Origin of the sequence: Ihubacter massiliensis (genome assembly GCF_024125305.1) — a bacterium.
Classification (GTDB): Bacteria; Bacillota; Clostridia; order Peptostreptococcales; family Anaerovoracaceae; genus Hominibacterium; species Hominibacterium faecale.
The window spans coordinates 1,600,886-1,624,018 of the sequence record NZ_JAMXVH010000001.1 but is presented as its reverse complement, the minus strand read 5'-3'; the positions used below and the strand labels follow the sequence as shown (position 1 = coordinate 1,624,018).

23 protein-coding genes and 1 pseudogene are annotated in these 23,133 nt (G+C 46.9%); 22 read left to right on the top strand and 2 right to left on the bottom strand.

From position 1 onward, the window contains the following. Positions 1–122: 122 nt before the first annotated feature. The gene (locus NIA71_RS07435; RefSeq protein WP_148397296.1) at positions 123–320 is read left to right on the top strand and encodes a CopG family transcriptional regulator; all 198 of its coding nucleotides are present in this window, start codon (positions 123–125) and stop codon (positions 318–320) included. 21 nt (positions 321–341) lie between these two features. Here the strand turns inward: NIA71_RS07435 and NIA71_RS07430 are convergent, their stop codons facing one another. Further along, positions 342–911 (bottom strand): dienelactone hydrolase family protein, encoded by a 570-nt coding sequence (locus NIA71_RS07430; RefSeq protein WP_148397297.1) that lies wholly within the window; start codon positions 909–911, stop codon positions 342–344. A 242-nt stretch (positions 912–1,153) separates the two neighbouring features. Here NIA71_RS07430 and NIA71_RS07425 point away from each other — a divergent pair, with 242 nt between their 5' ends. Further along, positions 1,154–1,504: a helix-turn-helix domain-containing protein gene (locus NIA71_RS07425; protein WP_148397298.1), complete on the top strand. Its 351-nt coding sequence runs from the start codon at positions 1,154–1,156 to the stop codon at positions 1,502–1,504. A 148-nt stretch (positions 1,505–1,652) separates the two neighbouring features. Beyond that, positions 1,653–1,973, top strand: coding sequence for a helix-turn-helix domain-containing protein (locus NIA71_RS07420; RefSeq protein ID WP_148397299.1), 321 nt, complete (start codon positions 1,653–1,655; stop codon positions 1,971–1,973). A gap of 7 nt (positions 1,974–1,980) precedes the next feature. Here the strand turns inward: NIA71_RS07420 and NIA71_RS07415 are convergent, their stop codons facing one another. After that, positions 1,981–2,373, bottom strand: a complete 393-nt coding sequence (locus NIA71_RS07415; RefSeq protein WP_253020069.1) for a helix-turn-helix domain-containing protein — start codon at positions 2,371–2,373, stop codon at positions 1,981–1,983. A 222-nt stretch (positions 2,374–2,595) separates the two neighbouring features. On the opposite strand from NIA71_RS07415, the gene NIA71_RS07410 reads away from it, so the two are divergent. The 19 genes and pseudogenes from NIA71_RS07410 to NIA71_RS07320 all read left to right on the top strand — a co-directional run bounded on the left by NIA71_RS07410 (position 2,596) and on the right by NIA71_RS07320 (position 23,086). Then, entirely contained in the window at positions 2,596–3,195 is a 600-nt protein-coding gene (locus NIA71_RS07410; RefSeq protein WP_148397301.1) for an RNA polymerase sigma factor, read from the top strand. 83 nt (positions 3,196–3,278) lie between these two features. Then, positions 3,279–3,758 (top strand): ribosome maturation factor RimP, encoded by a 480-nt coding sequence (gene rimP, locus NIA71_RS07405; protein ID WP_148397302.1) that lies wholly within the window; start codon positions 3,279–3,281, stop codon positions 3,756–3,758. Between the two features lie 24 nt (positions 3,759–3,782). After that, positions 3,783–4,883: pseudogene (gene nusA, locus NIA71_RS07400) on the top strand (transcription termination factor NusA); the annotation flags it as partial. Continuing rightward, entirely contained in the window at positions 4,876–5,163 is a 288-nt protein-coding gene (rnpM, locus tag NIA71_RS07395) for an RNase P modulator RnpM (RefSeq protein WP_367177880.1), read from the top strand. The pseudogene nusA and the gene rnpM, both read left to right, overlap by 8 nt. Continuing rightward, the gene (locus NIA71_RS07390; RefSeq protein WP_148397305.1) at positions 5,153–5,461 is read left to right on the top strand and encodes a L7Ae/L30e/S12e/Gadd45 family ribosomal protein; all 309 of its coding nucleotides are present in this window, start codon (positions 5,153–5,155) and stop codon (positions 5,459–5,461) included. Before rnpM ends, NIA71_RS07390 begins: the two co-directional genes overlap by 11 nt. Before the next feature lie 22 nt (positions 5,462–5,483). Next, positions 5,484–8,333 (top strand): translation initiation factor IF-2, encoded by a 2,850-nt coding sequence (gene infB, locus NIA71_RS07385; protein WP_253020068.1) that lies wholly within the window; start codon positions 5,484–5,486, stop codon positions 8,331–8,333. A gap of 9 nt (positions 8,334–8,342) precedes the next feature. Continuing rightward, positions 8,343–8,717 (top strand): 30S ribosome-binding factor RbfA, encoded by a 375-nt coding sequence (gene rbfA / locus NIA71_RS07380; RefSeq protein WP_148397307.1) that lies wholly within the window; start codon positions 8,343–8,345, stop codon positions 8,715–8,717. Positions 8,718–8,722: 5 nt separating this feature from the next. Further along, positions 8,723–9,706, top strand: coding sequence for a DHH family phosphoesterase (locus NIA71_RS07375; protein WP_253021286.1), 984 nt, complete (start codon positions 8,723–8,725; stop codon positions 9,704–9,706). Beyond that, positions 9,703–10,662 (top strand): tRNA pseudouridine(55) synthase TruB, encoded by a 960-nt coding sequence (truB, locus tag NIA71_RS07370; RefSeq protein WP_253020067.1) that lies wholly within the window; start codon positions 9,703–9,705, stop codon positions 10,660–10,662. The genes NIA71_RS07375 and truB overlap by 4 nt, the downstream gene beginning before the upstream one ends. A 3-nt stretch (positions 10,663–10,665) precedes the next feature. Continuing rightward, positions 10,666–11,610 carry a bifunctional riboflavin kinase/FAD synthetase gene (locus NIA71_RS07365; RefSeq protein WP_148397310.1) on the top strand — a complete coding sequence of 315 codons (945 nt, stop codon included), beginning with the start codon at positions 10,666–10,668 and terminating at the stop codon, positions 11,608–11,610. Positions 11,611–12,080: 470 nt separating this feature from the next. Beyond that, positions 12,081–12,671, top strand: a complete 591-nt coding sequence (locus NIA71_RS07360; protein WP_253020066.1) for a TetR/AcrR family transcriptional regulator — start codon at positions 12,081–12,083, stop codon at positions 12,669–12,671. Between the two features lie 15 nt (positions 12,672–12,686). After that, positions 12,687–14,162 (top strand): aspartate aminotransferase family protein, encoded by a 1,476-nt coding sequence (locus NIA71_RS07355; RefSeq protein ID WP_148397312.1) that lies wholly within the window; start codon positions 12,687–12,689, stop codon positions 14,160–14,162. Further along, positions 14,162–15,136, top strand: coding sequence for a class II aldolase/adducin family protein (locus tag NIA71_RS07350; RefSeq protein WP_253020065.1), 975 nt, complete (start codon positions 14,162–14,164; stop codon positions 15,134–15,136). The genes NIA71_RS07355 and NIA71_RS07350 overlap by 1 nt, the downstream gene beginning before the upstream one ends. A 4-nt stretch (positions 15,137–15,140) precedes the next feature. Further along, positions 15,141–16,745, top strand: coding sequence for a xylulokinase (locus NIA71_RS07345; protein ID WP_253020064.1), 1,605 nt, complete (start codon positions 15,141–15,143; stop codon positions 16,743–16,745). Position 16,746: 1 nt separating this feature from the next. Then, positions 16,747–17,955, top strand: coding sequence for an MFS transporter (locus tag NIA71_RS07340; protein WP_253020063.1), 1,209 nt, complete (start codon positions 16,747–16,749; stop codon positions 17,953–17,955). Positions 17,956–18,137: 182 nt separating this feature from the next. Further along, complete coding sequence (gene rpsO / locus NIA71_RS07335; protein WP_148397316.1) at positions 18,138–18,404, top strand: 30S ribosomal protein S15; 267 nt, start codon at positions 18,138–18,140, stop codon at positions 18,402–18,404. Positions 18,405–18,744: 340 nt separating this feature from the next. Further along, on the top strand, positions 18,745–20,844 hold the full coding sequence (locus NIA71_RS07330) for a polyribonucleotide nucleotidyltransferase (RefSeq protein ID WP_148397317.1): 2,100 nt from the start codon (positions 18,745–18,747) through the stop codon (positions 20,842–20,844). 433 nt (positions 20,845–21,277) lie between these two features. Further along, positions 21,278–21,544 carry an AbrB/MazE/SpoVT family DNA-binding domain-containing protein gene (locus NIA71_RS07325; protein WP_148397318.1) on the top strand — a complete coding sequence of 89 codons (267 nt, stop codon included), beginning with the start codon at positions 21,278–21,280 and terminating at the stop codon, positions 21,542–21,544. Between the two features lie 72 nt (positions 21,545–21,616). Beyond that, positions 21,617–23,086: a CHAP domain-containing protein gene (locus tag NIA71_RS07320; protein WP_148397319.1), complete on the top strand. Its 1,470-nt coding sequence runs from the start codon at positions 21,617–21,619 to the stop codon at positions 23,084–23,086. Positions 23,087–23,133 lie beyond the last annotated feature (47 nt).

Genomic DNA, 23,133 nt, shown 5'->3' with positions numbered 1-23,133 from the left:
AGCTGCGGTGCCGTTTTATGTATGTTACAAATATATAACAATATTATATATTTGTAATTCTTATCATATTTATTTGTTTTTGCGTAAATTATAATCAAATAACAGGAAGGTGATGAATAAATATGAGCAAAATGATTGAAGTCCCAAAGCGTAAACTTAAGGGCGAAGACGGATATCACACTTTTTCAATTCGAGTGCCGGATGATTTGTATCTTGAACTGGAATGTTTTACAAAAAAAACGGAACTTTCCCGGAACCAAGTGATTATCATTCTTTTGAAAGAAGCGCTGAAGATTGCCCAGATTAAAGAAGATGTGTAAACGGCTGCAAGCAGAAAAGGATTACGAGTTTTGAAAAAAGCCGCAAATTGCGTCCTCTGCAGATTTGGCCGCAGTCTTGTCATAATTCTTTGAGCCCTTATCCATAAAGCCATGCCCAGCGGAAAATTTGAGCACATTTGTACAAGGCTTCTTTTTGAGAAGGGCGCTTACCTGGCCCACATCAAAAGAGGCTTCCTGTGAAAACAGTAACAAGGTGGGACAGACCGGGTTCAGGCTAAGATAATCCCGAATTCGAGAACCATAGCAGGCGGCAATTCCATCACAGGCTGTGTTTTCGCAGCATCTAAAGGCCACCGTCGCACCTATGCTAAAACCGACAAGAAACACCTTTCGGTAACGCTCTTTTAGCTGTTTGATCGATGCGTCAACCTGTTTATATACATCAAATCCTATGTGTTCCATAAAATAGTTGTATGCTTGTTGTGATTCTTCATAGGAGAAGGATGGGCGGCGGATCAGATTGGGGCAAAAAACATCGAATCCGGCAGCCGTGAACTTTCGGCGCTGATACTGCATGAACTCGTTTACACCATAGATCTCATGAAGAAGAATAATTGCTTGCTTGTGCATGTTTCCTGTTACCTCATATTATAGAAAGATAATTATAAGGTAACATACCTATTAGAGAATCGCAAACAAGAATTTTTATAGTTGCGAATTACGACATTTTTACAGTAATAGTGACAAAAAGAGACAATTTTTTTAAGAAAAAACTGAAAATATGGCTCTTAAATCTACATTGCACATTTGGATCATTATAATCTCATCTAAATGAACATATAATATCTTTATCATAATGACGGAGATTGTGTATGCATATTAACTATAAAGATTTAGGACAGAGGATCAAGAACGCACGTAAAAAGGCAAATCTGACTCAGGCGCAGCTGGCAGAAAGAATTGGCGTTGGAAATACACATATAAGCCATATTGAGACAAATGCTACCATCCCAAGCTTAAAAGTGATCATCGATATCATGAATGAATTGGACTTGTCCCCCAACGAACTGTTCTGCGATTACGTGGAGTCAGCCGGGCCGGTGCTCAAAGAAGAGCTGGCCCAAGCTACCGGCGACTGTGATCTACGGGAATTGAGGATGATTGTGAAATCAGTTCATTTTATGAAAGGTCTTTTAAGAGATGATGGAGGATCGGATTTGTAGCTCTGGGATTATTTGAAACCAGGAGGCGGAAACCAAGAGTGTGATAAAAGAACTGCAAAAATAGGTTCATGGACATACGTATATTATAGACTGAAAAAGATTGTCAAATTAGGCTAAAATATGGGTATAGAAATGAGGTTAGCAGAACGTGAATTACACACTTGAAAAAATCGAAACGATTCGTAAGAAAAAGGGGATCTCTAGATATCGGCTGGCCAGTGATGCCAAAATCCCTCAGACGACGTTATCGAATATGCTCAAAAACAATACAATGCCTACTTTGAGCACACTGCAGAAAATTTGCGAGGGCCTGGGTATCACAATGGCACAGTTTTTTGTGGAGGAGGGCACAAGGATTGATTTGACTGATCAGCAGAAAGAACTGTTATCTTTGTGGGATTCGCTTCCTTTAAATATGCAGGCGCGCGTAATCGGATATTTAGAAGGATTAAAAGAAAATAACAAATGAACGGCTGTTAACCGTTCATACGCAAAGCATCCTGTCTTTTCAGCTGATCAAGCCGAGCCAGTTCTTCGGCTCGTTCTACCAGTCTTCCCTTTGAGAAATCAGATAATGAGTTATAAAGCGCAAGCAGCTTCGTTTCCTCTCGGGTATATTCCTGATAGAGAAAATACTCCTGCAGCACGGTCTGAACATCGCAGTTCAGAATGGTATCCATGTTGACATGGTAGAATTTACAGAGCGTGTATAATGTGTTTACGTCAGGAAGCCGCTCTCCCTGTTCATATTGACAATAGGTGGATCTGCAAATTGAAATTTTTGCGGATAGAGCACTTTGACTCAGCTTTGTGTTTTGACGCAGGATGGCCAGGTTATGTGCGACTCGCTGTTGAAGTTCCATTTTCATAATAACATGTCTCCTTGATTCCAGGCAAAAACAACTTCTGATTTTATAGAGGCTTTTTTGACCAGAAAAGACGCAAAAATTCACGAAAATTATCAGTTTTTGCTTAAAACCCCCTTAAAGATATAGAGGCGACGTCTTTTAGGGTTTATCCGCTGCTATCGAAAACGAAATGAAGAAATCATCATTGAACAAAAAAACGGTTGTGTAGAAAGGAAACAAGCGTTGGATACCAAAGAAAAAGAAGCACTGCTGTGCGGCAAATATAATAGTATAAACAGACTGCTTGCAATGCAGAATGTTGAACGTCAAGATCGAGAAGACCTTCTTCATGAAATTTTTATGAAAGCCTTCCGTAAGTTGGGCCAGCTCCGAGATCCGGAAAAGATGGATGCTTGGCTGTGGACGATTACGAGAAATGAAGTGAATCGGTACTGGCGCCGTATTATGAACGGCCGCGAAATGGAAAAGTCCCTGGACGCAGAGACAACTCCGGTGCTATCGGCTGAAGTCAGCGATGCGTATTACCGTGGTCTTGCGGAGGAGCTGGAGCGCTTTTGCGAACATGACGAACTGGCAGCGGCTCTGCATAAACTGAACGAAAAAACCTTAATTCTTTTCCGGCTTCATTATTTTGGCGGATACAAGCTGAAAGAAATCGCACAGATCACAGGCGATTCGGAAAGCACCATCAAAAGTCGGCACAAACGAGGGTTGATACGATTGCGGGAAATTCTCACTGAAATGCGTGAAAAAGATAAAGAACTGGAAGAAAGAGAAGAAACATCCACATTTCCCCTTGAAGTAAAGGAAGAACTGTGGTAATATAATAACATGTTATAAAACTAGACGGTAAGTAGTAAGAGTGGGCAAAACCCACTCTTTCGTTTTGTGTTAGGGGAGAGTAAATGGCAAAACAAAAAATTAAAGATATCGTAGCACAAGAATTAGAATCTTTTTTAGCCGAAAACGGCTATGAACTATATAATGTAGAGTTCGTAAAAGAGGGAAAGGACTGGTTCCTGCGGGTATACGCCGACATGGCCCAGGACAGGCAGGAGGAATTCATCAGTACCGATGATTGTGAGAAGATCAGCCGCTTCCTTAGTGAAAGGCTGGATGCGATGGATCCGATCCAGCAGAACTACTATTTGGAGGTTTCCTCTCCGGGCATGGACCGGGAGCTTCTGACAGAAGCACACTATCTGAGGTTCACCGGAAGAACGGTAGAAGTAAAACTTTATCAACCTGTCTGCGGACGGAAACAAATCGACGGCGTCTTGGAAGGGTTAACAGATGGGACGGTGATCATAACCGATGAAAACAACCAAAGGTGGGAGCTGCCGCTTGATCAGATTGCAAAGACAAAACTGGCAGTGGTTTTCTAGAATAAGTAGGAGGATTATAGAAAAATGAACAGAGAATTTATCGAAGCCATCGATGCGCTGGAGAAGGAAAAGGATATTTCCAAAGACATTTTAATCGAGGCTATCGAATCAGCGCTGGTATCAGCATATAAAAAGAATTATGGAACATCCCAGAACGTTCGAGTTAATATTGACCGAGACGAAGGGGATATCGATGTTTTCATGAGAAAAGACGTAGTCGAGGAAGTGGAAGACGATATGGTCGAAATATCCCTTGAGGAAGCCCTGGAGATCGATCCCAGATATGAAGTCGGTGATGTGGTGGAATATCAGGTCACGCCAAGAGATTTTGGAAGAATTGCAGCACAAACAGCCAAGCAGGTTGTGGTGCAGAGGATCCGCGAAGCGGAAAGAGGTATGATTTTTGATGATTATATCACAAGACAGGGAGAGATCATCACCGGAACCGTGCAAAGAATCAGTAACGAAACCATCTTTGTCAATATGGGCAAGGCTGAAGGAATCCTAGCTGCTACTGAACGGGTTCCCGGAGAGAAATATGACATCAATGACCGAATCAAGGTCTATATCATGGATGTAAAAAAAACCACCAAAGGACCGCAGGTATTCCTGTCCAGATCCCATCCTGGTCTGGTGAAAAGGCTGTTTGAGCTGGAAGTGCCGGAGATTGAGGACGGCATCGTAGAGATCAAAAGTATTGCCAGAGAAGCGGGATCACGAACAAAGATCGCTGTTTATACAGAGGAAGATAACGTGGATCCGGTAGGAGCATGCGTCGGCACCAGGGGCAGCAGAGTACAGAGCATTGTAGATGAATTGTTCGGAGAAAAGATTGATATCATCACATGGAGCGATGATCCGGAGATTCTTATCAGCAATGTACTGAGCCCGGCCAAGGTGGAAAAAGTTATCATCGACGAGGACGAAAAAGCAGCAACAGTAATTGTGCCCGATTATCAGTTGTCGCTGGCCATCGGCAAGGAAGGTCAGAATGTAAGGCTGGCCGCCAAACTTTGCGGATGGAAGATCGATATTAAGAGCCATACCCAGTATTTCGGAAACGAAATTGAAGAGCCGGCCGAATATCCAGTCGATGAGGAAGAGGAGATCGTGGAATTTGAAGAATAATGCACCAAAACCTGCTAAAAGGGTGCCGATGAGAAGATGCGTGGGCTGCATGGAATCGAAACCCAAAAAGGAGCTGATTCGGATCGCCGGATATGAGGGGGCCGTGACCCTGGATCCGACGGGAAAAGCCAAAGGCAGGGGCGTATACTTGTGTCCCAGCAGCGAATGTCTTGAAAAGGCCAAGAAGAAAAAAGCCCTGGCCAGGAGCCTGGGAATTGAGCTATCCCAGGAACAGCTGTCACAGCTTTTCAGAGATTTGGAAGCTTATGAGAAGTAAACTTCAAAGCTATATAGGCTTCGCGAAAAAATCGGGGAATTTGCAGACAGGATACAATACCTGCGTTTTCGCCATGAAAAAGGGCAAGATCAAGCTGCTGATCATTGCGGAGGACATTTCGGAAAACACTGGGAAAAAGATAGAGAAGGAAGCAAAGAAATATCAGGTCGCCTGCAGAGTGTACGGGAAAAGCGATGAGCTGTCGCAGATGGCAGGGACCGAAGGAAGATCCATCTTTGGGATCACGGATCAAAACTTTGCGGAAGTTATATCAAAGGAAATCGACAAGGATGGATGAACAGAAAAGGAGGAGTTCAAATATGAAAATACATGAACTAGCCAAAGAACTTGATATGGATACAAAGGCGGTCCTGGAAAAAGCCAGGTCCATGGGAATTGAAGTAAAGGATAAAAACAGCACCCTGGAGGATATTGACGCCACTGCGGTGAAAAATACCATACAGAGGAGTAAGAGCGGTGCTGAGACGAAGATTGTCAAGGCAAAGCCCAAGAAAGCAGAAAAAGCTGTGGGAAAAAAAGCAGAGATTGATGAGCCCAAGGTTACGGTCAAAGCGGCTAAGATCGCTATTCCGGTGCAGCCAAAAACAGCCAAACATCATCAGGCGAAAACGCAGGAACGAACAGTGACTCAGAAGCCGCCTGTAGGAAAACCGGTTGTGCCTAAGGATTTGGAAAAGCGGCCGAAACCTCCTGTCGGTAAGCCGGTTGTACCAAAAGAGCTGGAAGAACGGGGAAAAAATGCGCCTGCTCCGGCTGCAAAGCCTGAAAAAACGGAGACAACGGAAGTGAAAAAGCCGGAAACAGCAAAACCAGTCGAAAAGAAAGAAAAAACAAAGGACGCCCAGCCTGCAGCAGCGGCTAAAAAGGAGCCCAAACCAGTCATTCGTCAGGAGAGGCTGAAGATCATTAAAAAAGCTTCTGAAGTTCACGAAGAGGAACGGATCGCCCGCGAGAAGAAAGAAAAAGCTGCTGCTGAGCGAAAAGCCGTTGAAAAAGAAAAAAAAGCCGCATCCGATCGTAATAAGGAGCGGAATCAGAAAAGAGACGGAAACAAGGGCCAAAGACGCGACGGAGCAAGACCTCCAAAACGGGACGGCAGCGACAGCCGTGACCGTCGTGACCGCGATAACGCCCAAAACCAGGGAGGAAACCGGCCTGTCAGAAAAGATAAGAAGGTTGACACGGTACTGGAAAAGCCGTCTTCACATAAGAAAAGCGATAAGACAAAAGAAAAGAAGGAGAAAGAACGGGATAAATTCGCCAAGCTGGAAAGAGGCGGAAAGAAAGGCGGAAAGCCGCAGCCAACCCGTTCTCTGGAAAAGAAAGTGCGTCCCAAAAAGCAGAACAAACCAAAACCTGCTCCTGAACCCGAAGCTGAGGTGGCTGAAATTCCAGTAGGTACGACTGTGATCAATGTACCGATTACCGTAGCCGGGCTGGCGGAGCAGATCCAGGTATCCGTTTCCCAAATCATTATGACGCTGATGAAAATGGGGATTATGGCGAATGTTAATCAGAATTTAGATGAGGACACAGTCGTGCTGTTAGCAGAAGAGCTGGGCGCCAGTGTTGTGATTGGTAAAGTGCAGGAAGAGGAAGAAGAAGAGGGCCTGGAGGTCTTTGAAGATAAAGATGAAGATCTGCGCCCGAGAGCTCCGATTATTACGGTAATGGGTCATGTAGACCACGGTAAGACCTCCCTTTTAGATGCGATCCGTAAGACAAATGTGACTGCCTCCGAATCCGGCGGAATTACCCAGCATATCGGTGCGTCCGAGGTTGAAATCAACGGCCAGAAGATCGTATTTTTGGATACGCCGGGACATGAGGCATTTACTGCGATGAGAGCCAGAGGAGCCCATACGACGGATATTGCTGTTCTGGTGGTCGCGGCTGATGATAGTGTAAAACCGCAGACCATTGAATCCATCAGCCATGCCAAGGCTGCCGGCGTGCCCATTATTGTTGCCATTAACAAGATGGATAAACCTGGCGCCAACCCGGATATTGTAAAGAAAGATCTGGCTGAACAGGGCGTTCTGGTTGAAGACTGGGGCGGCGATGTGATCAGCGTTCCTGTTTCCGCAAAGTCCGGTGACGGGATTGTCAATCTGTTGGAAATGATCTTGCTGCAGGCAGAAGTTCTTGAATTAAAAGCTAATCCGAACCGTCTTGCCATGGGTTCTGTACTGGAAGCACGGCTGGATAAGGCCAAGGGTCCTGTAGCAAGCCTCTTAGTGCTCAACGGTACCCTGAAAGCAGGCATGAGCGTTGTCGCTGGAACTTGTTCCGGGAAGATTCGTCTCATGACAAACCATAAGGGTGAGAAAATCCGCCAGGCAGGACCAGCTACAGCGGTTGAGATTCTGGGATTGACGGAAGTACCTCATGCCGGTGATGAGTTTAATGCCGTCAAGGAAGACCGGATCGCAAGAGAGATTGCCGAACACAGAAAAGAAAAGAAGAGAGAAGAAGTCCTGGCTAGAAATTCCAGTACTACGCTGGAAGAATTGTTCTCCCAGATACAAGAAGGTGAAATCAAAGAATTAAACCTGATCGTAAAAGGCGATGTGCAGGGTTCAGTGGGCGCGATCGTATCGTCTTTAGAAAAATTATCTGCAGAAAATGTAAGAGTCAAGATTGTACACACCGGCGTCGGCGCTGTGACTGAATCCGATGTCATGCTGGCAGGAACTTCCGATGCGATCATTATCGGCTTTAATGTCAGACCTAGTACAGCGGTTTCTGCCATGGCAGAGCGGGATAATATTCAGATTCGGACCTACAGGGTTATCTACGATATCATCGATGATGTAGAAAATGCCATGAAGGGTATGCTGGATCCTGAATTTAAAGAAGTGGTTCTGGGAACAGTAGAAATAAGAAACACCTTCAAGGTGCCGGGAGTTGGCATTGTAGGGGGAGCCTACGTTACTGACGGCAAGGTAGTCCGTAATGCGCAGATCAGACTGGTGCGCGACGGTATCGTGATTCACGAAGGAAAGATTGCATCCCTGAAACGATTCAAAGACGATGCAAAAGAAGTGGCACAGGGATACGAATGCGGTATTGGCGTGGAAAGCTACAACGACATCAAAGAAGGAGACATTATCGAATGCTTCCAGATGGAAGAGATCAAGCGAGATTAGGAGATAAATATGGGAAAAGGACACAGACAGGGCAGGCTCGGTGAGGAAATTCGAAGGATCATCAGCGACCTGCTCTTAAGAGAGCTGAAGGATCCCAGGCTAAAATCAGGAATGGTGAGCGTTTCTGCCGTAGAGGTAACCTCAGACGGCAGTTACGCTACCGTATATATCACGGTTTTGGGTTTGGATTTAAAGCACGAGGACAGCAAAAAAATTCAGGAAGATGCGCTGGCAGCACTGAGCAGCGCCAAGGGGGTGATCAAGCGGGAAATCGGCAGACAGATCAAACTGCGTCATATTCCGGATTTGATCTTCAAAATGGATACTTCCCTGGAATATGGGCGTCATATTGAAGAAATCATTCAAGGATTGGATAAATCGTGAACAGCATGAAAGTAGAAAATAACACATTGAAGCAGATCGGAGAAAAACTTGCAAAAGCGGACTCCGTACTGCTTTTTCCACATATACAGATGGATGGTGATGCGCTCGGTTCTTCGGCGGCTCTTTGCCGGGCCATGCGCAATGCGGGGAAAGAGGCTTTCATCCTCATCGAAGATGATGTGCCTGAATACCTCAGCTTTTTGGATAATGGATATTGTACGAAGGATCAGGACTGCATCCGGGAGCCGGATATCTGCATCTGCATAGACTGCGGTGAGGTATCTCGTTTTCCTGAGCGCCAGCAGACATTTTTTCGTGGAAAAACGACGATTTGCGTGGACCACCACACCACCTCGCAGCCTTTTGCAGATTACAATTATATTGATGGCGGCATTGCGGCTACTGCAGAAATAATCTATGCTATCCTGGCAGCCATGGATATTCCTATCGACAAAGAAATCGGGGAGGCAATCTTTACTGGGATTAGTACGGATACTGGTAACTTCCAGTATTCCAACGCCACAAAGGAGAGCCACTTGATTACAGCTTCACTCTATGATGCAGGCATCGATCATGCTCATATTGCAGTGGAGCTATACCAAAACACCAGATTGGAAAAAATTCGCATTACATCCAAAATTCTCGATACACTGGAGGTTTTTGCCGATGGTAAGGCTGCAATTGCCTATGTTACACAGGATATGCTCGCGCAGGTGGGTGCCAAACTGGAAGAGACAGAAGGCGTTGTCGAGACGCTGCGCAATATTAAGGGCGTAGAAATCGCCGCCTTTGTCAAGGAACGAGAGGAAACGTTGATTAAGGTCAGCATGCGGGCTAAAACTTCCGGAAATGTGGCGGAAATTGCTGCCCAGTTCGGCGGCGGCGGCCATGTCAAAGCAGCCGGATGCACTTTTCGAAAGGAGCTTGAAGATGCCTGCTTACAATTGAAAGAGGCAATCAAAAAAAGTCTGGAGAAAGCAGAAGCATGAATGTAACTGGTATCATAAATGTGAATAAACCGGCTGAATGGACTTCTCACGATTGTGTGGCCGTGATGAGAAGGGTGCTGGGCATAAAGAGAGTAGGCCATACCGGGACTTTGGACCCGATGGCTACCGGCGTTCTGCCGATCTGTGCAGGAAGCGCTACCAGGATCATGGAATACTTGGATTTGGATTTTAAGACTTACCGCTGCGAAATGCAGTTGGGACTCACTTCCGATACTCTAGATATCTGGGGCCGGATTACAGGCGAGGCGGATGCATCCTCAGTTACAGCTGAGGAGATTCACCAAGCATTTACGCCTTTTCGCGGAAACATCTCCCAGATCCCGCCCAAGTATTCAGCCATCAAAGTGGACGGAAAGAAATTGTATCAGTACGCCAGAGCCGGCGAAGAGGTTGAGATCAAACCAAGGCAGGTCTATATACGCGATCTGCTGGTGGAAAAGATCGATCTGGAAGAAAAGAAGATCCTTTGGCAGGTGACTTGTTCCAAGGGAACATACATAAGAAGCATCTGCAGGGATGTGGGTGAAGCATTGGGATGCGGAGCCGTCATGACAGGGCTGGTGCGGACGGCCAGCGGTGCATTTTTGCTGGAAGATGCAGTGGATATGGAGAAACTGCGTGATATGGATCAGGAACAGGCCCGGGCGCTGCTGGTGCCGCCGGATTTTCCTCTGATTCATTTCGGCAAAGCGCTTTTGGGCAGGGAGCAGGCTGCATATTTTTGCAATGGGGGGCATGTCTCCCTGAAAGATGTCCTGATTGAGCGGGAACCGGCATATAAGGAAAGAGAACCGCACATTCCCCTTCGCCCGGAATATCGCTGCGCATACAACCTTTATTTAAAGGAAGGCGGGCAGGAGACGTTTTTAGGGGTGGCCTTTTATAGCAGCAAATATAAAAAATTAGTAGCAGACAAAGTATTTTTTAGAGGTTAACGTATGAAAATATTTAATTCGCTGGATGAAATCGAAAATATAGAGGAAACGGTGGTAGCTCTGGGGAACTTCGACGGCGTTCATAAGGGACACCAGCAGATTATTTCGCGTACGGTCAAGAGCGCGGAAGCCGCAGGATTTAAGAGCGCTGTGTTTACCTTTTCCAACCATCCCAAGAATTTGATGGCCGATGAAATTGTGGTAAAGAATATTCTCTATGCGGATGAAAAAGCGGCGATTATTGAGAGCCTGGGTGTAGACTATTTGTTTAACATTCCCTTTGATAGAACGATTTTGACCATGGATCCCATCGATTTTATCGATGATCTTTTGATCGGCAAATTCAATATGCGCCAGGCTTACTGCGGATTTAATTACCGATTCGGCTATAAAGCGGCGGGAAATGCGGAGATTTTGATGAAAGAGGGGATGAAAAAGGGCTTTGGCATTCATATTCAGGAGCCCTTTACCATCGACGGAAATTTGGTGAGCAGCACCTTTATACGCGCCCTGATCCAGGAGGGAAAAGTGGACCAGTGCCTCAAGTACATGGGCCGTCTCTATTCCATCGACGGCGAGGTGGTCGTGGGAAATAAGCTGGGCAGAACGATCGGCTTTCCAACGTCCAACATTATGATCGACGAAACTATGGTGACCCCGCCTAACGGAGTATATGTAACTTACTGCACGTATAACGGCGTTCGTTATCCCAGCGTGACCAACGTGGGCGTCAAACCGACCATCGGAACTTACCATAAAAATGTGGAAACCCATATTTTTAATTTTGACAAAGAGCTTTACGGCAAAACCATCCGCGTGGAATTCCTGGAAAAGACCAGGGACGAACGAAAGTTTGAAAGCGTGGAGGCTCTCTCCAAGCAGATTACGGACGACTGCATCACGGCCAGGTCTTATCATCGAAGAAAGACGGAAGGCCATTTTGTATAAATGATTAAAAGGACGAAAGGCCGCGGAATCCTCAGTTTTGGGAACCGCGGTCTTTTTTTGTCTGCGTGCCGGGCCTGTGGGCCTTTGGCAGGATTGCGGAAAATTTTGATAAAATTTTAAACTTTTTACGCAAAGCTGTGGGTTTGCGGGGCTTCATCTTGAGAAAAAGCCCGCGGGCTCGCTCCAACCTGAATCTAAGCAGCCGCAGCCGTTACAAACGGCGAAAATTTCGAAAGAAATTTTTAGTTTTTTCCCGGACATACCTCTTCCCGCACCTTCCCGCATATCCCTTCCTTCCCCACCTATCAACAACCCGCCCAACTCCACCCTTCCTGGCCCTTCAACACCCACCCCGCATCCTCTCCCAAAACCCTAAACTTAACTCTAAAAATAGACGTAAGTATAATTTTACTTGCAATTCTGAAAAACTTGGAGTATGCTATGAATAACAGGAGAAATGAGGTGAGTATATGGCAGAGTCCCGGCGGGCCGCAAACAAAATAAAATGCCGCACAAAGATTCTCAAAGCATCCAGGCGTCTTTTCAAGGCCAATGGTTTCGAAAACACCATGATCGAGGATGTGGCAGCAAAAGCAGAGGTTTCCAAAGCGACCTTATACAATTATTTCCCCAACAAAGAAAGTCTGCTTGTTGGAACGGCGGAGGACGAAACGGAAGTATTCTTCACATATGTTGAAAAAGAGCTGGCAAATGAAGATGCAGATAGCAAAATCCGAAAAGCGCTGGTATTTCTGGTTTCCGACAGCATTCCCTTCATTGGAGTGAGCCGAAGGATTCTATATCTTAATTCCTGCAAAACCAGCCCCCTTTACAAAAAGGGCGAACCTGTGCGGCAGCTTTTTTTGCAGATGATACGGCAGGCCCAGCAGGAGGAGATATTTCGTCAAGACGTTGAAGCTGAGGACATTCTTGATCTTTTCATGGGTGTCTATCTCAATTCCCAATTCCAATGGGAACGCATGGAATCTTATTCAAAAGAGAGGTGCGAAGAAAAAATAAACCATATTTTAGACCTGGCTTTAACAGGGATATATCGATAGAGAGGTAAAAGAAAAATGGAAGATCAATATGCAATTACGAACTACTTAGATGCGGAGGAAGTTACAAAAAAACTGGATGCCCTGATTGAAAAGCCCATCTACTCCATCAAACCTTCAGTCTTGAAAACTTACGAAGAGGAATATTTCGGAAAAAAGTGCCGGACTTCAAAAGCGATGATTGACGAAGCGATAAATATCATACCCGGAGGCGTTCAGCACAACTTGGCTTTTAACCATCCTTTTCCACTGGCGTTCAACAAGGCAGAGGGCGCATATTTATACGATGTGGACGGCAATCAGTATTACGACTTTCTCCAGGCGGGCGGGCCTACCGTACTGGGGAGCAATCCGCCATCTGTTCGAAAGAAAGTGATCCAGCTGCTGGAAACCTGCGGACCGTCTACAGGTTTGTTCCACGAATACGAGTACAAATTGGCAAAGAAAATTTGTGACAGCATAGAATCAGTAGAAATGTTTCGTATGATGGGATCGGGAACAGAGGCTTGCATGGGCGCCATCCGCGTCGCCAGACTGGCCACGAAAAACAAACGGATTTTGAAGATGGGAGGCGCCTATCACGGATGGAGCGACCAGCTGGCCTACGGAATACGAATTCCGGGTTCAAAATGGACCCAGGCCAAAGGCGTGCCGAGAAAAATGTTCAAATACACCGACGAGTTTTTCCCCAATGATTTGAATGACCTGGAGAAAAAGCTGCGGCGTAATAAGATGAAAGGGGGCACGGCTGCGGTTATGCTGGAGCCGGTGGGACCGGAGAGCGGTACCAGGCCGGTGGATTATGACTTTTGCCGGGGCGTTGAAAAACTGTGCAGGCAGTACGGAGCCCTTTTGATCTGTGATGAAGTGGTATGCGGCTTTCGAATCGGCATGAGCGGGGCGCAGGGTTATTTTGGAATTTCTCCCGATCTGACCATCTTCGGCAAAGTCATCGCAGGCGGATATCCGGGAGCAGGCGGCCTGGGCGGCAAGAAAGAATATATGAAATACTTGTCTTCCGGCATTGGCGGCGAAGCAAAGCATCCGAAAGCGCTGGTGGGCGGAACCATGGCAGCTGCTCCCATCAGCTGTGTGGCGGGCTACTATACCCTTTGCGAAATTGAAGAATCAGGAGCCATACCAAGGGCCGGCAAATTCGCCGACCGGCTGACAGACGGACTGAATCAGCTGATCGACAAGTATAAACTGCCCTTTGTCGCTTTTAACCAGGGGTCCATCTGTCACTTAGATACAACAGGAGCCATGCATTATGCCATCAACTGGCATAAACCATGGCAGATACCGGAGGTGCTGAAAGCGACTTCTGCCAGGAAGCAGGAAATGGAACATATGGGGGCCGCCTATATGGCTGAAGGTATCGTAACGCTGGCAGGAAGCAGGCTTTATACCAGTGCCGCTTACGAGGAATCTATGCTGCCTGACATTCTAAATCGTTTTGATCGAGTACTATCCAATGTTGAGGAGTTAGGATAATGGAGAAAAGAGAAGCAAAAAAACAAGTGATTCAGGCTGGAAAAGAGCTGTCCAAGTCGGGGCTGATCGCCAGGACTTGGGGGAATGTCAGCTGCAGGGTCGATGATGAAACCTTTGTCATCACGGCCAGCGGCCGCAATTACCTTACGCTGACCGAAGAGGAAGTGGTTGAAGTCAAAATGAGCGATCTCAGTTACGAAGGCGACATCAAACCCTCCTCAGAAAAACGGATTCATCGGGCTATCTATCAATTGAAAGACGATGCCCAATTTGTCATTCATACCCATCAGGAAAATGCGTCGGCCATCTCGGCGATGGGAGTATCGGAAATAGAACTGAATCAGGCCTGCGAAGGAATCGGAGAACGGGTCATCTGCGCGGAATACGGCCTGCCGGGAACGGAAACCCTCTGTGCCAATACGGTCAAAGCCGTTTCCGCCTCTGATGGCAAAGCCGTCATCTTGAAACACCACGGAGCGGTGATCTATGGCAGCAGCTATGAAGAGGCTTTCCGCACTGCCCATAACCTGGAGCAGGCATGCGGCCAATATCTGGATCAGCTCCACCCGGACATCACCCGCCATCCGGCGAGTAAAGAATTCATTCAAAATCAACATGAAAAGGCGGTCATTTGGAACTGCAGCCCAGTAGTAAAAGCCTTTTTGAAGGAAGAGATCCGCCTCAAACCTTATTTAGACGATTTTGCGCAGATGGCGGGAATGAGTATGAAGTTCGCAGGACCGGAGGCGATTGAATCTGCGGTTAGAACGGGAAAATCTATGTTGGTCAGGGGGCGCGGTGCTCTTTGTGTAGGCAAAAACGTCAGCGATGCAGAAGCTCTGTCTATGCTGGTGGAAAAAAATTGTAAGGCCTATTTCGCAGCGAAAGAAAGCGGCGGGACCCCCATCAAATTCTTTGATCGTTTTCTGATGAGGCAAATCTATCTGAGGAAGTACTCAAAGTTAGGAGAGTGAGCCTATGTACGTGATTGCTTACGATGTGGGAACGACAGGCGTAAAATGCTGTCTGTTTTCATTATCGATGGAAACAGGCATCGAATTTATCGCCGGCGAGTTGGTGGATTATGATCTTTATGTCCTGGAAAATGGGGGCGTAGAGCAAGATCCGCAGCAATGGTGGCGGGCAATGTGCGATACCACAAACCAGCTTTTGCATAAGGCCGGGGTCGCCAAGGAAGCAATCAAAGGGATCTCCTTTTGTGCGCAGATGCAGGCCGTCGTTTTAGTTGATCAAGAAGGGCAGCCGGTTAGAAACGCCATGAGCTATATGGATAATCGGGGAAAAAAGCAGATGGAACAGGGGCTTCAGAGGGGCTTTAAAATCATGGGTATGAACGCCCGCAAGCTGCTGCGATCCATCATGATCAGCGGAGCCGTTTCCGCCAGCGTCAAGGACCCTCTTTGGAAATACAAGTGGGTGCAAGATGAGGAGCCGGAAATCTTCTCCAAAGTACATAAATGGCTGGATGTGAAAGATTATCTGGTCTGCCGGGCAACGGGAAATTTCATCATGTCCAGGGACAGTGCTTTTGCCACATTGCTTTATGACACCAGAAAGGGCAAAGAAGGCTTTAGCAGGGAACTTTGCTCCATGATGGATGTGAACATGGAACATCTTCCCCAAATCTGCGAATGCCGGGACCAGGTAGGAACCATTACCGGGCAGGCGGCAGCAGAATTGGGTCTGGCCGAAGGCACTCCTGTTTTTTCCGGAGGCGGTGATGCTTCCCTCATAGGCGTGGGAGCAGGAGCAGTGGAAACAGGGGCAACCCACATCTATATGGGGACATCTGGATGGGTTTCGACGGTGGTGGAAAAACAGAGGCTGGACATAGGATCGATGATCGCTTCCATCGTTGGCGCAGACCCGAATCGATTCAATTGCTTTGCCGAGCTGGAGACTGCGGGCAAATGTCTGGAATGGGCCAGGGACCATATCGGTTTGGATGAGCTGGGCCTATTTAAGGAAAAAAAGTTTGCCTATGAAGATTTGGAAAGCAAGCACAAAAATCTCTACGGGTATATTATGGATAAGATCAGTCAAATACCCGCCGGAAGCAACGGTGTTCTCTTTACGCCTTGGCTTCACGGAAATCGATGCCCGTTTGAAGATCCAGATGCAAGAGGTCTGTTTTTCAATCTGGGAATCGAAACCACCGCTTCCGATATGATTCATGCCGTGATCGAAGGAGTTTGTCTTCATTTGAAGTGGCAGCTGAGGGCGATGGAAAAACAGACCAAAACGTCGCAGACCATTCGCTTTGCCGGGGGAGGGGCCTTGGCGCCGCTGACGTGTCAAATCCTGGCCGATGTGCTGGGAAGGCGGATAGAAACGGTTAAAAATCCGCAGAACGCAGGGGCTGTAGGATCTGCTGCTCTTATGGCTTTAGGGCTTAAGGTCATCGAATCCATCGATGAAATAAAAACACTGATTTCCGTAGATCACGTTTATGAACCGCAGCCTGCCAATACTGCCGTTTACGAGAACTTATTCCAAATTTTTAGAAGCTTATATAAAACAAACCGGAAAAACTTTGGCATGCTGAATAGGAGGAGTTTGTAAAATGAAAACGAAAAATATATCTCCTTATCGGTGGGTGATTCTCTTTACAACGATCCCCGCGATTATAGCTACAGAAATGATGTGGCTCACTTTTTCGCCCATCTCTAGTATTGCCGAAACCTTTTACAGCACCAGTTCTATGGCGATTACTATGCTGGCTACCAGTTATATGATTATGTTTATCGTATTTTGCATTCCGGCGGCATATGTGATCGACCGCTTTGGCTTTCGGACGTCTCTTTGGATCGGCGCCCTTTTGACCGGAATCTTCGGCTTGACCAGAGGATTGTTTGCGGAAAGCTTTACCATGGTCATCATTTCTCAATTCCTGATCGCAGCCGGGCAGCCGTTTTTGCTCAATATCACGACCAAAGTCGCCGCCAATTGGTTTCCCTTTGATGAGCGGGCGACTGCCGCCGGACTTCTGACCATGGCGCAATACCTGGGGTTTGCGCTGCCCATGGTTTTATCGCCAATGCTTTCGGAGCAGTATGGACTTCCGGGCGTGCTGAAAACATTTGCTGTGGTCGGCGTTGCCGCATCCCTGCTGGCGATTGTTTTTTCCAGGGAAAAACCGCCTGTGGCGCCGCCGGGACCTGAGGCGGAAAAAGAGGATTTCAGTCTGGCTACTTTGAAGGTGCTTCTCCGCAATAAATCCTACCTTCTTGCCATGATCATCGCTTTTATTTCAATGGGAATTTTCAACACGCTGCTGACTTTGATCGAAAGCATCCTAATGCCCAGGGGCATTACTTCCGCTCAGGCGGGTATCATCGGCGCTGCTTTTGTGCTGGCCGGCGTTTTGGGCGCGATTATTCTGCCCATGATCTCAGATCGGGCGGGAAAGCGAATTCCGTTTTTGATTACGGCGATCATTCTGCTGGTGCCGCTGTATTTGGGGATGACCATGCTCAAAGGCTTTGGTATGCTTGTTTTTGCCGCAGCAGTGGCGGGCTTTGCCATTATGGGCGTGGCGCCGATCCTCTTTCAGCATGGATCGGAGGTTGCTTATCCGGTGCAGGAGGGAACTTCGCTGGGCATGATCCTGCTCATGGGACAAATTTCCGGTGTCCTCTTTGTGTTTCTGTTTGAAGCAGCAGAAGGAGCCTTCGGCGGTGTAACGGTTCCGATGCTGGGCGTGGTGATTCTTACAGCTTTGGAAATCCCATTGGTGGCAAAAATGAAAGAATCCGCTTTAACAAAAAAGTAACGGCGCATGTATAGAATGACGATTGGGCGGACAGAATCATTTATATGAAAAACCCGGAAATAACTTGCATAACACATACACAATATGGTATTATAAATCGTTAGCAAAATTACCTTTTGCTGAGTTTTACGACGCTCCGGCGGAGGCCCGGCTGAAGGTGGATACAGAAAAGGAGAAAAACAATGATTAATCAAGCGAAAAAAGCGGAAATTATCAAAGAGTATCAGTTAAAAGAAGGGGATACAGGTTCCCCGGAAGTACAGGTTGCGATTCTGACTTACAGAATTAACGACCTCAACGAGCACCTGCAGGTGCACAAGAAAGACCACCACTCCAGAAGAGGACTTCTGAAGATGGTCGGTCAGAGAAGGAACCTTCTTAATTACCTGAAGGAAAAGGATCTGGAACGTTACAGAACTCTGATTTCCCGTCTGGGGTTAAGAAAATAATCGAGAAAGAATGCAAGCGGGAGATCTGCTCCCGCTTGATTTTTTATAGCATAGGAAATATTGAATGCGTAGCATTGCCTATGCTTCAAAAAAGTTTGCCTTGTGAAAGTGAGCGCGAAGTGCGAACAACGTTTCCAAAGGAAACTTTTTTATAACGCAGGAAATATCGATGCAATCGATATTGACGGAGTTTCAAAGAACGTACCTTGCGAAGCGTCGCTGCTTGTCAGCGACATGTGTGCATAGGAAGCTTTGATTCCGTCATGCACGCGTTTTTTATGCGGAAAACCCGCGAATTTTTAGTTTTTGAGGAGAAGAAATTAACAGGAGGTAGTTGTTAATGAAATTCACTGATTACAGAACGTTTAAAACTGCTGTCGGAGGCAAACTTTTAGAGCTTGAAATCGGAAAAGTCTGCGAGATGGCAAATGGTCAGGTTATGGTAAAATACGGGGATACGGTTGTAAATGTTACAGCTGTCATGTCCAAAGAGCCCAGACCGGACATTGACTTTTTCCCGTTGAGCTGCGACTATGAAGAAAAGATGTACGCGGCAGGAAAAATTCCAGGGGGATTTATCAAGAGAGAAGGCAGACCCAGCGAAAAAGCGATCCTGAATTGCAGATTGATGGACAGGCCGCTTCGTCCGCTGTTTCCGAAAGGATTTTTCAATGATGTACAGGTCGTTGCTACGGTTATGTGCATGGATAACGATGCTCCGTCTGAAATCGCGGCGATGATCGGATCCTCCGTAGCTCTGGCTATTTCTGATATTCCATGGGACGGCCCTACAGGATCGGTTCTGATCGGCAGAGTGGACGGCCAGTTTGTCGTCAATCCCAGCCTGGAGCAGAGAGAAAACAGCGACATGCATCTGGTTGTTTCCGGAACAAAAGAAGCCATCATGATGGTGGAAGCGGGAGCCGACGAGGTGCCGGAAGAAGACATTCTGGATGCGATCATGTTCGCTCATGAAGAGATCAAAAAGATTGTTGCCTTTATTGAAGATATTGTAGCTGAAGTAGGCAAGCCGAAAAAGGAACTGGATCTCTATCAGGTGCCTGAGGAAATCAATACGGCTGTCAGAGCTTACGCGGAAGATAAAATGCGTGCTGCGATTCAGACTTACGACAAGATGGAAAGACTGGACAACATGGACGCTGTGGAAGCAGAGACCAAAGAGCACTTTGAAGAAATCTATCCGGAAAATGCAAAAGATATCGATAATGTTCTCTATGCTATCACCAAAGAGCAGGTGAGAAGTCTGATCCTGGATGACGGCATCCGCCCGGATAACCGCAAGCTGGATGAAATTCGTCCAATTTGGGTAGACACTGGCGTTCTCCCGAGAACCCATGGTTCCGGCCTCTTTAAGAGAGGACAGACGCAGGCTCTGTCTGTTGCCACTCTGGGTGCTATGGGCGATGCGCAGACCATCGACGGCATTACGGAGCAGACGGAAAAACGCTATATGCACCACTACAACTTCCCGCCTTATTCCGTAGGCGAAGCAAGACCAATGAGAAGTCCGGGAAGAAGAGAGATCGGACATGGAGCTCTGGCAGAACGGGCGCTGATTCCTGTGCTGCCCAGTGTGGAAGATTTCCCATATGCCATTCGCGTGGTATCGGAAATTTTATCTTCAAACGGTTCTACTTCACAGGCATCTGTGTGCGGCAGCTGTCTGGCCCTGATGGATGCGGGTGTTCCCATTAAGGCGCCGGTTGCCGGTATTGCGATGGGACTGATTGAACGGGTTGAAGACGACGGCACCAGCAAAATGGCTATTCTGTCCGACATTCAGGGAATGGAAGACTTCCTGGGCGACATGGACTTTAAGGTTGCGGGAACGGAAAAGGGTGTAACAGCCATTCAGATGGATATCAAGGTCCACGGTCTTTCCAAGCAGGTTCTGCAGGATGCGCTGGCTCAGGCTTACGAAGGCCGTATGCATATCATGAAGGAAATGCTGGATGAGCTTCCGGAGCCGAGAAAAGAGTTGTCTCCTTATGCACCAAGAATCATTTCGCTGCAGATCGATCCGGACAAAATCAGAACCGTCATCGGGCCGGGAGGAAAGACGATCAACAAGATCATCGGCGACACGGGCGTCAAGATCGACATCGACGATACCGGACTTGTTTATATCGCTGCGCCTGATATGGACAGCGCCCATGCAGCCCTCCATGAGGTGGAAATGCTGACCAAGGACGTTGAAGTGGGTGAAATCTATGAAGGAACTGTAACCAGACTGATGAATTTCGGGGCCTTTATTGAAATCCTGCCTGGCAAGGAAGGACTCCTCCACATCTCCAAGATGGCCAAACATCGTGTAGAAAAAGTGGAAGATGTGATGAACGTCGGCGATAAGGTTAAGGTCAAGGTTACGGAAATCGACAGCCAGAACAGAATCAATCTTTCCAGAAAAGAATTACTGTAAATATAAAAGGTATGTATGACAGGAGCGAAGCCTCCTATGTACATGCAGTACGCGAGGGGCGGCGCATGAACAGAGTATCTTGATTTATTTGCCAGCCCGGCGTCTATACCTGCACCATTTTTGTGATTTTACGAAAATGGTGCTTTTTTCATAGCTTGACTGTACAGTCGATGCAGCCGGTTACACTAATTTTACACCGCTGTTGATAACGAACCAGCCGCTAGTAGCTTTTTTGTAAGACTATACCACATCTTGTTATATTGGCCCAGAGCCAGCTGGGTTACATGGTAAACATTGAAATTTCAAGCTTCTGACGGAAAAGTTTTGGCCGATAGCGTTGTCCTTTTTTGTGAAAAAAGTTATAATCGTAGGAAAGTGAAGGATTGCAATAGTAAGAAAGTTGGAAAGTCTTACAATAAGAAGGATAGTGTGTATGATTGTTGAATTCAGGCAAAAGGGCCAGATAACCATACCCCGCGATATCGTAAGAAAGCTGGGGATCAAAGAAGGCGATAAGCTGGAAGTGACGGAAGAAAACGGCGCCATCAAGCTGGTACCAGTGGTGGTTTGCCCTGCCTGCTCAATCCAGGCTTTGCAAAAGGAACTGAGCGAGATCAAAATCGGCCTCCAGGGAGGAAACGAATCTCAGCTGGACCGGCTGGAAACGGTCATTCAATCCATGGAAATCATTACTAAATAAACATGTTTGACAAAAAATAACAAAAAATGATACAATAGACAAAGATTTTATGTAAACAAAGGAGAGGCAATTATGAAGCGAAGATTCCTGTCAGTGCTGCTCATACTGTTCCTGGTAGTGTCGCTGCTGGCGCCTATGGGTGCAAAACCAGAGGAAGCGTCAGCTGCCAGCTTTACCATTCGGACAAGCATGCCCAAGCTGAACGATCCCAACGCCAGATTTTATTATTCGGATTTAAACCGCTTTTGGAAGGCGGGGAGGCTGGCTCCGGACTTCAAATACTATAAAGGTATCATGGACGATGGAAGAACAGGTGGTTATGTCTGGGGCAACTGTACCTGGTGGGCTTACAGCAGAGCCAGCGAAGTTTTAGGAGAACCTCTCAACCCCAATCTGCGCGGCAATGCGGGAGACTGGTGGGACTGCAATAAAAAAGGAAAATATTATGCATACGGTTCCACACCTAAAGCTGGCGCACTGGTGGTTTACAGAACGCATGTCGCCTTTGTGGAGAAAGTGGTCAACGGTCAGATTTATGTTTCAGAATCAGGATGGCAGACCAAAACTTACGGCCCCAGTTCCACCGATGATTTCTTCTTTCATTATGGTAAACCATGGAGCAGCAATGGTACGCCTAAAGGATACATATATGTAACTGATAAAAAACCCGCTAATCAAGGAACGGTATCGGCAAGCTACAGCGTGAGAGTCGATGTATCGGATCTGCGTATGCGAAGCGGTCCAGGAACCGGATATTCCAACATGGGTAAAATCGCCAAGGGGACTTACCAGCTGAAGGCAGTCAGCTCCGACGGAGAATGGGGACAGCTGCAAAGCAACGGCTATTGGATCAGCCTGGAATACACCACAAGAGTGACGGATTCTGCTAATTCCAATAATAACCTGAAAGCCCTCAGTGTCAGCGGCCATTCCATATCACCGGCCTTTCATGCAGGGACGACTTCCTACTCCCTTAGTGTACCCAGCAATGTATCTTCGGTGACCATCAAAGCCACCAAGGCAAACTCCAAAGCCAGTATTTCCGGCACAGGAAAAGTTAGCCTTGCAACAGGCACCAACACCAAGAATATAAAGGTAACCGCGCAGAACGGAGGCCAAAAGACCTACACAATCAAAATAAACAGAGCGAAAGAGACGAAAGTAAAAGTGGCTGTAACTCAGTTGAACATGCGAAGCGGTCCGGGAACAAACTATAAGAGCAAAGGCAGGCTCAAAAAAGGAACCTATGTCGTTGTACAGACCAAAAATGGATGGGGTAAGCTGAAGAAAAACGGCTACTGGATCAGTCTGGCATATACCAAAGCCGGCTCCTCATCCGGCAGCTCAGCTTCAAAGGGAAGCTATAAAGTGAAAGTGAAGGTTTCCAGCCTGAATATGCGAAGCGGTCCGGGGACCAAGTACAAGAGCAAAGGCAGGATCAAGAAGGGAACCTATGTGATCAAACAGAAGAAAAACGGATGGGGCAAGCTGAAAACCAACGGTTATTGGATCAAGCTGTCCTATACCTCCAAAGTAAAATAGCAAGAGGTATGAGGAGTTTAATAGGTTTAAATATTGAATAAACTATG

Bases quoted from the DNA above. Each gene is read 5' to 3' on its own strand.
- NIA71_RS07435 (WP_148397296.1), top strand. From the start codon at position 123: ATGAGCAAAATGATTGAAGTCCCAAAGCGTAAACTTAAGGGCGAAGAC.
- NIA71_RS07430 (WP_148397297.1), bottom strand. From the start codon at position 911: ATGCACAAGCAAGCAATTATTCTTCTTCATGAGATCTATGGTGTAAAC.
- NIA71_RS07425 (WP_148397298.1), top strand. From the start codon at position 1,154: ATGCATATTAACTATAAAGATTTAGGACAGAGGATCAAGAACGCACGT.
- NIA71_RS07415 (WP_253020069.1), bottom strand. From the start codon at position 2,373: ATGAAAATGGAACTTCAACAGCGAGTCGCACATAACCTGGCCATCCTG.
- rimP (WP_148397302.1), top strand. From the start codon at position 3,279: ATGGCAAAACAAAAAATTAAAGATATCGTAGCACAAGAATTAGAATCT.
- NIA71_RS07390 (WP_148397305.1), top strand. From the start codon at position 5,153: ATGAGAAGTAAACTTCAAAGCTATATAGGCTTCGCGAAAAAATCGGGG.
- infB (WP_253020068.1), top strand. From the start codon at position 5,484: ATGAAAATACATGAACTAGCCAAAGAACTTGATATGGATACAAAGGCG.
- rbfA (WP_148397307.1), top strand. From the start codon at position 8,343: ATGGGAAAAGGACACAGACAGGGCAGGCTCGGTGAGGAAATTCGAAGG.
- NIA71_RS07375 (WP_253021286.1), top strand. From the start codon at position 8,723: ATGAAAGTAGAAAATAACACATTGAAGCAGATCGGAGAAAAACTTGCA.
- truB (WP_253020067.1), top strand. From the start codon at position 9,703: ATGAATGTAACTGGTATCATAAATGTGAATAAACCGGCTGAATGGACT.
- NIA71_RS07365 (WP_148397310.1), top strand. From the start codon at position 10,666: ATGAAAATATTTAATTCGCTGGATGAAATCGAAAATATAGAGGAAACG.
- NIA71_RS07360 (WP_253020066.1), top strand. From the start codon at position 12,081: ATGGCAGAGTCCCGGCGGGCCGCAAACAAAATAAAATGCCGCACAAAG.
- NIA71_RS07355 (WP_148397312.1), top strand. From the start codon at position 12,687: ATGGAAGATCAATATGCAATTACGAACTACTTAGATGCGGAGGAAGTT.
- NIA71_RS07350 (WP_253020065.1), top strand. From the start codon at position 14,162: ATGGAGAAAAGAGAAGCAAAAAAACAAGTGATTCAGGCTGGAAAAGAG.
- NIA71_RS07345 (WP_253020064.1), top strand. From the start codon at position 15,141: ATGTACGTGATTGCTTACGATGTGGGAACGACAGGCGTAAAATGCTGT.
- NIA71_RS07340 (WP_253020063.1), top strand. From the start codon at position 16,747: ATGAAAACGAAAAATATATCTCCTTATCGGTGGGTGATTCTCTTTACA.
- rpsO (WP_148397316.1), top strand. From the start codon at position 18,138: ATGATTAATCAAGCGAAAAAAGCGGAAATTATCAAAGAGTATCAGTTA.
- NIA71_RS07330 (WP_148397317.1), top strand. From the start codon at position 18,745: ATGAAATTCACTGATTACAGAACGTTTAAAACTGCTGTCGGAGGCAAA.
- NIA71_RS07325 (WP_148397318.1), top strand. From the start codon at position 21,278: ATGATTGTTGAATTCAGGCAAAAGGGCCAGATAACCATACCCCGCGAT.
- NIA71_RS07320 (WP_148397319.1), top strand. From the start codon at position 21,617: ATGAAGCGAAGATTCCTGTCAGTGCTGCTCATACTGTTCCTGGTAGTG.